General features: G+C 71.2%; 12 protein-coding genes. 9 read left to right on the top strand and 3 right to left on the bottom strand.

Translation table 11 applies throughout. From position 1 onward, the window contains the following. Positions 1-5: 5 nt before the first annotated feature. The 8 genes from ACZ4TG_RS11315 (at position 6) to ACZ4TG_RS11280 (ending at position 6,553) form a co-directional block, all read left to right on the top strand. A complete protein-coding gene (locus ACZ4TG_RS11315) occupies positions 6-476 on the top strand; it encodes an Lrp/AsnC family transcriptional regulator (RefSeq protein WP_468161624.1) in 471 nt (156 codons plus the stop codon). A 32-nt stretch (positions 477-508) separates the two neighbouring features. Beyond that, positions 509-1,156, top strand: a complete 648-nt coding sequence (locus tag ACZ4TG_RS11310) for an ABC transporter permease (protein WP_468161622.1) — start codon at positions 509-511, stop codon at positions 1,154-1,156. Next, positions 1,149-2,408 carry a betaine/proline/choline family ABC transporter ATP-binding protein gene (locus tag ACZ4TG_RS11305; RefSeq protein WP_468161621.1) on the top strand — a complete coding sequence of 420 codons (1,260 nt, stop codon included), beginning with the start codon at positions 1,149-1,151 and terminating at the stop codon, positions 2,406-2,408. The genes ACZ4TG_RS11310 and ACZ4TG_RS11305 overlap by 8 nt, the downstream gene beginning before the upstream one ends. Continuing rightward, positions 2,405-3,268: an ABC transporter permease gene (locus ACZ4TG_RS11300; protein WP_468161619.1), complete on the top strand. Its 864-nt coding sequence runs from the start codon at positions 2,405-2,407 to the stop codon at positions 3,266-3,268. The genes ACZ4TG_RS11305 and ACZ4TG_RS11300 overlap by 4 nt, the downstream gene beginning before the upstream one ends. Beyond that, positions 3,269-4,255, top strand: a complete 987-nt coding sequence (locus ACZ4TG_RS11295) for a glycine betaine ABC transporter substrate-binding protein (protein ID WP_468161617.1) — start codon at positions 3,269-3,271, stop codon at positions 4,253-4,255. Positions 4,256-4,351: 96 nt separating this feature from the next. After that, positions 4,352-4,948, top strand: coding sequence for an ArsR/SmtB family transcription factor (locus ACZ4TG_RS11290; protein WP_468161615.1), 597 nt, complete (start codon positions 4,352-4,354; stop codon positions 4,946-4,948). A 58-nt stretch (positions 4,949-5,006) separates the two neighbouring features. Continuing rightward, entirely contained in the window at positions 5,007-5,249 is a 243-nt protein-coding gene (locus tag ACZ4TG_RS11285; RefSeq protein WP_468161613.1) for a hypothetical protein, read from the top strand. Further along, positions 5,246-6,553: an MFS transporter gene (locus tag ACZ4TG_RS11280; protein WP_468161611.1), complete on the top strand. Its 1,308-nt coding sequence runs from the start codon at positions 5,246-5,248 to the stop codon at positions 6,551-6,553. The genes ACZ4TG_RS11285 and ACZ4TG_RS11280 overlap by 4 nt, the downstream gene beginning before the upstream one ends. Here the strand turns inward: ACZ4TG_RS11280 and ACZ4TG_RS11275 are convergent. After that, the gene (locus tag ACZ4TG_RS11275; RefSeq protein ID WP_468161609.1) at positions 6,483-7,280 is read right to left on the bottom strand and encodes a S16 family serine protease; all 798 of its coding nucleotides are present in this window, start codon (positions 7,278-7,280) and stop codon (positions 6,483-6,485) included. The genes ACZ4TG_RS11280 and ACZ4TG_RS11275 overlap by 71 nt on opposite strands. A 156-nt stretch (positions 7,281-7,436) precedes the next feature. Beyond that, a complete protein-coding gene (locus ACZ4TG_RS11270; protein ID WP_007264382.1) occupies positions 7,437-8,078 on the bottom strand; it encodes an IclR family transcriptional regulator in 642 nt (213 codons plus the stop codon). Positions 8,079-8,445: 367 nt separating this feature from the next. Between ACZ4TG_RS11270 and ACZ4TG_RS11265 the strand changes: the two genes are divergently transcribed. Next, positions 8,446-9,555 (top strand): hypothetical protein, encoded by a 1,110-nt coding sequence (locus ACZ4TG_RS11265; RefSeq protein ID WP_468161607.1) that lies wholly within the window; start codon positions 8,446-8,448, stop codon positions 9,553-9,555. 89 nt (positions 9,556-9,644) lie between these two features. On the opposite strand, the gene ACZ4TG_RS11260 is transcribed toward ACZ4TG_RS11265, so the two are convergent. Continuing rightward, the gene (locus ACZ4TG_RS11260; RefSeq protein ID WP_468161605.1) at positions 9,645-11,429 is read right to left on the bottom strand and encodes a DEAD/DEAH box helicase; all 1,785 of its coding nucleotides are present in this window, start codon (positions 11,427-11,429) and stop codon (positions 9,645-9,647) included. Positions 11,430-11,515: the final 86 nt, after the last annotated feature.

Genomic DNA, 11,515 nt, shown 5'->3' with positions numbered 1-11,515 from the left:
CAGTCATGGGAATCGACGAACTCGACGGGCGCCTGATCGTCCTGCTCGCCCGCGAACCGCGGATCGGGGTCCTGGAGGCCTCCCGCCGGCTCGGCGTGGCGCGCGGCACGGTGCAGGCGCGCCTCGACCGGCTTCAGTCGAACGGAGTCATCCGCGGGTTCGGCCCGCAGGTCGACCCGACGGCCCTGGGGTACCCGGTCACCGCCTTCGCCACGCTGGAGATCAAACAGGGCCAAGGGGCCGACGTACGAGCCCACTTGACCGGCGTTCCCGAGGTGCTGGAACTGCACACGACCACCGGCCACGGGGACATGCTGTGCCGGCTCGTGGCCCGCTCCAACGCCGACCTTCAGCGGGTGATCGACCGGGTTGTCGCTTTTGATGGGATCGTGCGGGCTTCGACGGCGATCGTCATGGAGAATCCCGTTCCCTTGCGGATCATCCCGCTGGTCGAACAGGCGGCCGACGACGACTGATCCCCCTCAGACGACGGGCGAGGTGACACGGGGTGAGCTTCTGGAGCTACCTGTCCAACCGCCACCAGCAGCTCCTCACCGACGCCTTCCAGCACGCCAGCGCCGTCTTCCAGTGCATGGTGATCGCGACCGTGCTCGGCATCGCGATCGGGCTGCTCACCTACCGCAGCGCCTGGGGCGGCAACCTCGCCATCACCTCCACCGCCACCATCCTGACGATCCCCTCCCTGGCCCTGATCGGCCTGCTGATCCCGCTGGTCGGCCTCGGGGTCCCACCCACCGTGATCTCGCTGACCCTGTACGGGCTGCTGCCGATCGTCCGGAACTCGATCGTCGGGCTGCGCGGGGTGGACCCCGCGCTCGTCGACGCGGCCAAGGGCATCGGCATGTCCCGCACCGCCCGGCTCATGAAGGTGGAGCTGCCGCTGGCCTGGCCGCCGATCCTGACCGGGATCCGGGTCTCCACCCAGATGCTGATGGGCATCGCCGCGATCGCCGCGTACGCCTCGGGCCCCGGGCTCGGCAACGAGATCTTCCGCGGGATCGCCTCGCTGGGCAGCGCCAACGCCCTCAACCAGGTCCTGGCGGGCACCCTCGGCATCGTCGTCCTCGCCCTGCTCTTCGACGCCGCGTACGTCCTGCTCGGCCGTCTGACCATCCCGGAGGGGATCCGTGCCTGAGCCGACGCCCGAGCCGGCCGCGAGCCCGAAGGCCCCGGCCTCGGGTGCGCCCATCCGGCTGGAGAACCTCACCAAGCGCTATCCGGGCAACCCGAACCCCTCCGTCGACGAGGTGTCGATGGAGATCAGGGCGGGCGAGACCGTCGTCTTCGTCGGCCCCTCCGGATGCGGGAAGTCCACCACCCTCAAGATGATCAACCGGCTGATCGAGCCCACCTCCGGCCGGATCAGGATCGGCGACGAGGACGTGACCGACATGGACCCGGTCAAGCTGCGCCGCAAGATCGGGTACGCCATCCAGTCCTCCGGGCTGTTCCCGCACATGACGGTCGCGGAGAACATCGCCCTCGTACCGAAGATGACCGGCTGGTCCAAGTCCGGGGTCAAGGACCGGGTCGAGGAGATGCTCGACCTGGTGGGCCTGGACCCCCGCGAGTTCCACGGCCGCTACCCGCGCCAGCTCTCCGGCGGCCAGCAGCAGCGCGTCGGCGTGGCCCGGGCGCTGGCGGCCGACCCGCCCGTGCTGCTGATGGACGAGCCGTTCGGCGCCGTCGACCCGATCACCCGCGACCACCTCCAGGACGAACTGATCCGGCTCCAGCACGAGCTGCACAAGACGATCGTGTTCGTCACCCACGACTTCGACGAGGCCATCAAGCTCGGTGACCGGATCGCGGTCCTGCGCGAGCGCTCGCACATCGCCCAGTTCGACACCCCGGAAGCCATCCTCACCAACCCCACCGACGATTTCGTCTCCGGGTTCGTCGGCGCGGGCGCGGCCCTCAAGCGCCTCAACCTCACCCGCGTGCGGGACGTGGAGATCGCCGACTTCCCCACCGTGTCGGTGGACGACCCGCTCCAGCAGATCTTCAACACCCTGCGCGGCGGCGCCCACAACGAGCTGCTGATGCTGGACCGGCGCGGCCGGCCGTACAAATGGCTGCGCCGCGGCGACCTGATGCGCGCCAAGGGCTCGCTGGCCCGGGCCGGCCAGCTGGTGCACGACACCGTCACCCGGGACGCGACCCTGCACGACGCCCTGGAGGCCGTGCTCACCGACAGCGGCGGGCGCGTCGCCGTCACCGGGCGGCGCGGCGAGTACATCGGGGTCGTCGACATGGAGACCCTGATGAACTCGGTGCACGAGATGCTGGAGGCGGACCGGCTGACCGCCGCCGAGCACGCGCACGACCTGGAGGAACTGCGCCACCACCGGGTCGGACAGGAGCTGGAGGGCGGTGCGGGCCCATGAACACCGCCTCCCCGCAGCGCCCGCCGGGCGGCCGTCCGCCCGGCGAGCACGAGGTCAAGGGTCTGCCCTTCCGCGACGAACTCGCCGAGGAGCTCGACGAGCCGCCGGCCCCGCCGCCCGCTCCGCGTCGCCGGATCACCTGGCGCATGCTGGTGATCCCGCCGGCCGTACTGGCCCTCGTCCTGCTGGTCCTGTACCTGTGGATCACCAACATCCCGCTCGACGCCATCGAGAAGAACTCCCTCGGCGGCGGGAACGTCCGGCTGCGGCTGCGGCAGCACATCGAGCTCACCGCCGTCTCCACCTTCTGGGTGCTGATCATCGCGATCCCGCTCGGGATCGCCCTGACCCGCGGCGGCCTGCGCCGGGCCGCCCCCTTCGTCACCGCCCTCGCGAACATCGGCCAGGCCACGCCGGCCATCGGCCTGCTGGCCCTGCTGGTCATCTGGCTCGGCATCGGCCCCTCGACCGCCGTCATCGGGATGGTCGCCTACGCCGTGCTGCCCGTGCTGTCCAACACCGTCGCCGGGCTCCGCGCGATCGACCCGCAGCTGGTGGAGGCGGCGCGCGGGATCGGCATGTCCGCCGTGGGCACCCTGCGGAAGGTGGAACTGCCGCTGGCGGTCCCGCTGATCCTGGCGGGCGTACGGACGGCCCTGGTGCTCAACGTCGGCACCGCGACCCTGGCCACCTTCGGCGGCGGCGGGGGCCTGGGCGACCTGATCACCTCCGGCATCCAGACGCAGCGGATGCCGGTGCTGGTGGTGGGGTCGGTACTGACGGTGGTGCTGGCCCTCTTCGTGGACTGGCTGGCCTGGCTGGCGGAGACGGCCCTGACCCCGCGCGGGCTGGAGGCGTAGATGCGTACCTCCCCCGTCCGGACGGCAGCGGGCGCGGCGGCGGCCGCGCTGCTGGCGCTGGCGCTGGGCGGCTGCGGGCTCAAGAGCGGGTCCCCGATGGTGGACGAGGTCCTGCCGGGCTCGGTCGGCCAGGGCGAACCCCTCAAGGGCGCCTCCCTCACGGTCACCTCGAAGAACTTCAGCGAGAACATCGTGCTCGGCCAGATCATCGGCCTCGTCTTCAAGGCGGCCGGCGCGGAGGTCCTGGACCGCACCAACCTGCCCGGCTCGATCAGCGCGCGCGAGGCCGTCCGCCAGGGCGACGCGGACGCCATGTACGAGTACACCGGCACCGCCTGGATCACCTACCTCGGCAACACCGAGCCCATCGACGACCCGTACGAGCAGTGGAAGGCACTGCGGGACGCGGACGTGAAGAACGGCGTCGTATGGCTGCCGCAGTCCTCCCTCAACAACACCTACACCCTCGCCATCAGCAAGAAGAACAACGCGAAGTACGGGCTGAAGACTCTCTCGGACGTGGCGGAACTGGCTCGCAAGGACCCGTCGGCGGTGACGCTGTGCGTGGAGAACGAGTTCGCCTCCCGCGAGGACGGACTGCCCGGCATGGAGAAGGCGTACGGGATGAAGATCCCGACGGCCAACATCCAGAAGATGGACGCCGGGATCATCTACACGCAGGTCTCCAAGTCCGACTCCTGCCTGCTGGGCGAGGCCTACACCACGGACGGCCGGATCAAGGCCATGGACCTGGACACCCTCGCGGACGACAAGCGGTTCTTCCCCAACTACAACGCGGCGCCGGAGATCAACGCCAGGACCCTGGCCGAGTACCCGGTGATCGCGAAGCTGCTGGATCCGGTGACGAAGAAGCTGACGACCGCGGTCGCGCGGGAGCTGAACGCGAAGGTGGACGTGGACGGGCAGGACCCGCACGAGGTGGCGAAGGACTGGCTCCTGAAGGAGGGGTTCATCAGGGAGGGGTGAGCGGGAGCGGGGAGCGGGGAGCGGGGAGCGGAGTTCCAAAGAAGTCTCTGCAAAGAAACCCTTGCAGAGGAGTCTTTGCAACTCTACTGTTGAGGCATGCCCGAGAAGAACGCCGAGTCCCGGCCGAACGAGCCACAGGTCCGCACGCTCGACGCGCGCTCCCTGCGCGGCCTGGCCCACCCGCTGCGCATCCGGATCCTGGCGACCCTGCGTCACGACGGAGCCGCCACCGCCTCCCAACTGGCCGAACGGCTCGGAGAGTCCAGCGGATCCACCAGCTACCACCTGCGCCAGCTCGCCGCGCACGGGTTCGTCGAGGACGCCCCCGAGCGCGGCAAGGGCCGCGAGCGGTGGTGGAAGGCCGCCCACGAAGGCACGGCGCTCGACGAATCGCTGCTCGCCGACGACGACCCGGCCACCCGCGGCGCCGCGGACCTCTTCCGCCACGAGATCGCGACGATCCACACGCAGGAAGTGAGCACCTGGCTCGGCACGGCCCACGACTGGTCCCCGGAGTGGCGTCACGGCTCGGACATCAGCGACTTCACCCTGCGCCTCACCGCCGAGCAGAGCCTCGAAGTGATCCACAAGCTGCACGACGTGCTCAACAGCTACCACGACCTGCCGCCGGCGGAGGGCGCCGAAACGGTCCGCTTCCACACGCACGCCCTCCCCCGGCGCACCGCCAACTAGACGCTCACCTGCGGGACTTGCCGCCCCGCCTTTCACACCTCACAGAAGGAGTCCTGCCATGCACGCCTTCACCCCTGCCGACCTGCACACCGCCGCCCACGCCGCCCGCACCGCCGAGCTGGCCGCCGAGGCCGCCGCCTGGCACCTCGCCCGGGAGGCCGCTCCGGCCACCGCCGGGGCCGCGCTGCCCGCCCTGCCCGCCCTGCGCAACCGGCTCGGGGAGGCGCTGGTCGTCGCCGGGAACCGGCTGATGCAGCCCGCCCACGCCCAGGGCCGCGCCGCCCACGGCAGCGCGGCGTGAGCAGGCGCCCCTTCACCGCGGTCCTGGCCGCCAACACCATCTCCATAGCCGGAAGTTCGCTCACCCTCATCGGCGTCCCGTGGTTCGTGCTCCAGACCACGGGCAGCGCCGGCCGGGCCGGGATCGTGGCCTTCTGCGCCACCCTGCCCGTGGTCGTCGCCGCGCTCGCCGGCGGCCCGGTCATCGACCGGATCGGGCGCCGCCGGGTCTCGGCGGCCTCCGACCTCATCTGCGCGCTGTCGGTCGGCGCGATCCCGCTGCTGCACTACGCGGGGCTGCTGGAGTTCTGGATGCTGTGCGCGCTGATGGCCGTCGGCGGACTCGTCCACACCCCCGGGCTGACCTCCCGGTACGTCCTGCTCCCCCATCTCGCCGAGCACGCCGGGACCACCGTCACCCGGGCGGCGAGCCTCTACGACGCGGTCTCGCGCGGGGCCCGGATGATCGGGGCCGCACTGGCCGGCGTACTCATCGCCGCCTTCGGCGCCGAGGCCGTGCTGCTGCTGGACGCGGCCACCTTCGCCGCCTCGGCGCTGCTGGTCGCCCTCTTCCTGCGCGGGGTCCCGGCGGCCGAGCCGCAACGGACCGCACAGAAGCCCTCGTTCGGGGCCTACCGGGCCGAACTCGCCGAGGGCTGGGCCTTCCTGACGCGCTCCCGGCTGCTGACGGGCATCACCTTGATGGTCATGATGACCAACGGCCTGGACCAGGGCTGGTCGTCGGTCCTGCTGCCCGTGCACGGCCGGGAAGCGCTCGGCGGGGCCGCCGCGCTCGGCCTGATGATCTCCCTCTACGGCGGGTTCGCGCTGCTGGGCGCCCTGCTCTACGGGGCGTGGGGCGAGCGGTTCCCGCGCAGGGCCCTGTTCGCGGCGGCCTTCCTGCTGTGCGGCGCGCCCCGGTACGTGATGGCCGCGTGCACCGACACGGCGCTGCCGCTCGCGGTGACCATGGCGCTGTCCGGGCTGGGCGCGGGGGTGCTGAACCCGATCCTGACCACCGTGATGCTGGAGAAGATCCCCGACGCGCTGCGCAGCCGGGTGGCCGGGGTGACGACGGCCGGCTGCGAGCTGACGATGCCGCTGGGCGGGCTCGCCGCCGGTCTGCTGGTCGACGGCTTCGGCGCCGGCCGCGCCCTGCTGGCCTTCGCCGGGGTCTACCTGCTCGTCACCCTCAGCCCGCTGGCCTTCCCCTCCTGGCGCGGCCTGGACGACCGGGCCGGCCGCAGCGCGGTGGTCAGCAGGCCGGAACCGACTGGCCCCGGTTCAGCGCGCGCAGAGCGTTCACCGCATCCGTCAGCGAAGTGACCGGGATCAGCTGAAGCCCCTCGGGGAGCTCGGACTTGGCGTCGGAGCACTCCGCCTTCGGTACGAGGAACACGCTCGCCCCGTCCCGCTTGGCGGCCTGGGTCTTCAGGGCCACCCCGCCGACCGCGCCGACCTCGCCGCTCGGGGTGATGGTGCCCGTGCCGGCGATCGTCCGGCCGCCGGTGAGGTCTCCGCCGCTGCCGTCGCCGTCGAGCTTGTCGACGATGCCCAGGGAGAAGAGCAGCCCCGCGCTCGGACCGCCGACGTCGGCGAGGTTGAGTTCGACCTTCACGTCCTTCGGGTCCTTGTGGAGGTAGCCGAGGGCGGCCGCCGACGCGGTCGACTGGGACTTGGTCATTTCCTCCAGATTGTGCTCTTCGATCTCCTTGTCGCTCCCGCCCGACTGGTAGACGGCCCCCTTGGGCATGACCGCCCGGGTGCTGTCGAACCAGTGGTCGAGGAGCTCGGGCAGCTTCACCGTCGTGGAGGGTCCGGTCGCCTGGATGGTGGTCATCCGCAGCTGGCCCTTGGTCTCCCGGCTCGGAGCGCCGGTCACGGCGATGACGGGCTTGCCGTCGCGGACGCCGAGCACGTCGGCCGTGAGGCCCGGCTGGGCGATCACGAAGGGCAGCGGCGCGAAGGCCGCCGCGGCGAACAGACCGGCCACGGGCAGGGCGCAGAGCGCCAGGGCGGTGGGACGCGGCAGACGTGTGAGGCGAGAGAGCACCCGGTCAATCTATCGGGCCCGGGCGCAGGGCCGTCGTGCGCACACCGCTGCCGCGCCCCGGCGGACCGGGACGCGGCCGCGGGCGCGCGGCCCTGCGGGAGCCGCACGAGGTCTCGTACGAGACTCCGTACGGCGCTTCGCGCGGTGGCCCGGGACTCAGCGCAGGGCGTCGGCGACCTCGCGGGCGGCGTCCACCACGCGCGGGCCGACCCGCTCGGGCACGGCGTCGGCCAGCATGACGACGCCGACGCTGCCCTCCAGGCCGGTGATGCCGACCAGCGGCGCCGCGGCGCCGCTGGCGCCCGCTTCGAGCTCGCCGTGGGTCAGCGTGTATCCGGGCTCGATGAGCGAGCCCTGACGGGCGGCCAGGATGGCCCGGCCGGCCGCCCCGCGGTCCAGCGGGTGGCGGAAGCCGGCCCGGTAGGCCACGTGGTAGTCGGTCCAGGTCGGCTCGACGACGGCCACGGCGAGCGCTTCGGTGCCGTCGACGAGGGTCAGGTGCGCGGTGGCACCGATGTCCTCGGCGAGGGACCGCAGCGCCGGCAGTGCCGCCTCGCGCACCAGCGGGTGGACCTGACGTCCCAGCCGCAGCACGCCGAGCCCGACGCGGGCCCGGCCGCCGAGGTCGCGGCGGACCAGGGCGTGCTGTTCCAGCGTGGCGAGGAGGCGGTAGACCACGGTGCGGTTGACACCGAGGCGGTTGGAGAGCTCGGTGACAGTCAGACCGTGGTCGGTGTCGGCGAGCAGCTTGAGGACCCTGAGCCCTCGGTCGAGAGTCTGGGAGGTTTCCGCGGTCACGACGCCTCTCCCTCTTTCGGTGGGCGGCGGTGACTCTCACGGGGTGGAGCGCTGCCGGTCCCTCGGCGACGCACGGAGAGGCCGCCGGTAGCGGCCATGGCACCGGCTGCGCTCCCGCGGCGGCGCTGCCACGGGGCGTTCGATGCGGGGACAGTAGCGAGCAGGTTCGCTGAGCGGAAGGCCTCGTCCAGAATCCGGGCGCCTACTACCCGCTTGTACCGTTTTGTTCGAGCGGCTGTGCCATTTCGTAATCTTCTTCGGCCCTTTTCCGCTTTATCGGCGGCTTACTCTGAGCACGTTCAAAAAGATGTTGCTGGGGGTGGGCCGGGCGCAGTGCCCGGCGCTCATCAAGGGGAAAGAAGTAAAAGTGAAGCTGAAGCGTATGGCCGTCGTCGCCGCTGCCGCAGTGGTGGGCCCGACGGTCCTCATGGCCACGCCCGCGATGGCGGACGAGGGCCAGAAGCCGGCCGTGACCACGCCGGACGTCTCGCCGCAGGAGGACGCCGCGCCGGTCGCGCAGACCCCGGTCAAGGAGGCCCCGGTCAAGGAGACCCCGGCGGCCGAGAAGCCGGCGGCCGGGACCGCCGCCGAGGAGACCCCGGCGGCTCAGACCCCGGCCGAGGAGACCCCGGCCGCGCAGACGCCGGCGGCGGTCCCGCCGGTCGCGGACGGCAAGGCCGCCACGCCGGCGGCCCCCGAGGCACCGGCCGCGAAGCCGGCCTCCAAGGAGGCCGACAAGGGTCAGGAGAGCGAGGACAAGGTCGAGGTCGCGACCGGCCCGAAGGTCACCCTCGTCGGCCTGCCGACGACCATCACGGCCGGTGGCGGCTGGCAGTACTTCGACATGCACGTCGACAACTCGACGGGCAAGGACCTCGAGGACTACCACCTCGGTCTCAACCTCGGCACCGTGGACACGATGAAGTTCCGCGGCGACACGACCAAGCTCGAGGTCTACCTCCCGGACGAGTCCGGCAAGTGGCAGTGGTGGCCGGTCGAGGCCGAGGGCTCCGAGGAGATGTGGGGCCTCTACATCGGTCACGGCTCGATCCAGGCGGGCGACTCCTTCGACATCCAGCTGCGGCTCAAGTTCGCCAAGGACGCCCCCGCCACCCGTGTCGGCATCGCCACGGTCGGCTGGTCCGGCAACGGTGACGAGGACGTCTGGTCCGAGACCGTCACGTACCGCCTCCAGCTGAAGGCCGCGAACGCCGACACCGGCAACGGCAACGGCAACGGCGGCAACGGCAACAACCCGAAGCCGGATGGTGGCACCACCACCACGCCGATCGTCGACCACACCACCGGTGGCGGCAGCACCGGCAACACCGACGCGAACACCAACACCGGTGGCCAGCTCGCCGAGACCGGCACCGACGCCGCCACCACCTGGGCGCTCGGCGCCGGCGGTGTGGCCCTCGCCATGGGTGCGGCCCTGGTCGCCGGCACGGGCCGTCGTCGTCGCACCACCGCGTAACCAGTAGGGCAGAACGGAAAGGGGTCCGTGCGCACCGGCGCACGGACCCCTTCCCTCTCTCCCGGCGGATCCCGGAACGGACGACGGCGTCACCGCATGCGCGTGGCCCACTCCTGGACCTTCTTGATGCGCTCCCGCAGCTGCCCCGCCGTCGCCTCGGCGCTCGGCGGCCCGCCGCACACGCGGCGCAGCTCCGTGTGGATCACCCCGTGCGGCTTGCCGCTCTGGTGGACGTACGCGCCCACCATCGTGTTCAGCGACTTCCGCAGCTCCAGCAACTCCTTGTGCGAAACCACAGGACGCCGCTCGGCCGGCAGCTCCAGCAGGTCCGCCTCCGAGTCCGGCTTGCGGCGGCTGTGCGCGATCTGCCGCGACTGCCGCTTCTGGAGCAGCATCTGCACCTGGTCAGGCTCCAGCAGCCCCGGGATGCCGAGGTAGTCCTGCTCCTCCTCGCTGCCCGGGTGCGCCTGCATCCCGAACTCGGCGCCGTCGTACAGCACCCGGTCGAAGACGGCGTCGGACTCCAGCGCCTCGAAGGACATCTGCTCGTCCTCGCCGGTGTCCTCGTCCTCCAGCTTGTTCGCCTCGTCCATTTCCTTCTCGGACTCGGCGTACGGGTCTTCCTCGCCCTGCTTTTTCGGCTTGTCGAGGACGTGGTCCCGCTCGACTTCCATCTCATTGGCAAAACCGAGCAGATACGGAATTGTCGGAAGAAACACGGAAGCGGTCTCGCCGCGCCTGCGGGAACGCACAAATCGCCCGACGGCCTGCGCAAAGAACAAAGGCGTCGAAATGGTGGTGGCATAAACCCCCACCGCGAGGCGCGGCACGTCGACGCCCTCGGACACCATCCTGACCGCGACCATCCAGCGGTCCTCGTTCGCGCTGAAGTCGTCGATCCGCTTCGACGCGCCCGTGTCGTCGGACAGGACGACGGTCGCCTTCGTCCCGGTGATCTCCCTGATCAGCTTGGCGTACGCACGCGCCGAGTCCTGATCGGAGGCGATGACCAGACCGCCCGCGTCCGGGATGCCCTTGCGGACCTCGGTCAGCCGCTGGTCGGCGGCGCGCAGCACGTTCGGCATCCAGTCGCCGCGCGCGTCGAGCGCCGTACGCCAGGCCTGGGAGATGGCGTCCTTGGTCATCGGCTCGCCGAGCCGGGCGGCGATCTCGTCGCCCGCCTTGGTGCGCCAGCGCATGTTGCCGCTGTAGGACAGGAAGATCACGGGCCGGACCACGCCGTCGCCGAGCGCGTTGCCGTAGCCGTACGTGTAGTCGGCGGACGACCTGCGGATCCCGTCGTTCCCCTCCTCGTACGTCACGAAGGGGATCGGGTTGGTGTCGGACCGGAAGGGCGTACCGGTCAGCGCGAGGCGGCGGGTCGCCGGATCGAAGGCCTCCAGGCAGGCCTCGCCCCAGGACTTCGAGTCACCGGCGTGGTGGATCTCGTCCAGGATCACCAGGGTCTTGCGCTGCTCGCAGCGGTTGCGGTGCAGCATCGGGCGGACGCCGACGCCCGCGTAGGTCACGGCGATGCCGTGGTAGTCCTTGCTCAGCGGCCCGGCCGAGTACTCGGGGTCGAGCCGGATGCCTATCCGGGCGGCGGCCTCGGCCCACTGCTTCTTCAGGTGCTCGGTCGGCGCGACCACGGTCACCTGCTGGACCACGTGGTGGTGCAGCAGCCAGGAGGCGAGGGTCAGCGCGAAGGTGGTCTTGCCGGCCCCCGGGGTCGCGACCGCGAGGAAATCGCGCGGCTGGGTCTCCAGGTACCGGTTCAGCGCACCCTCCTGCCAGGCACGCAGCTTGCTGGCGGTACCCCACGGCGCGCGGCCGGGGAAGGCGGGTGAGAGATGGTGGGAGGCGGTAGTAGTCACGGTCTCCGGTTCGTGCTCTCGGTGTATCTGGTACGGGCAGGCAGCGGTCGTACGTAGGACAACCGGGCCACCCTACCGGCCCCGGA

It is taken from the genome of Streptomyces sp. NPDC028314 (assembly GCF_055565795.1).
The sequence above is the reverse complement of the archived record's forward strand: the minus strand, read 5'-3'. Positions and strand labels throughout refer to the sequence as shown.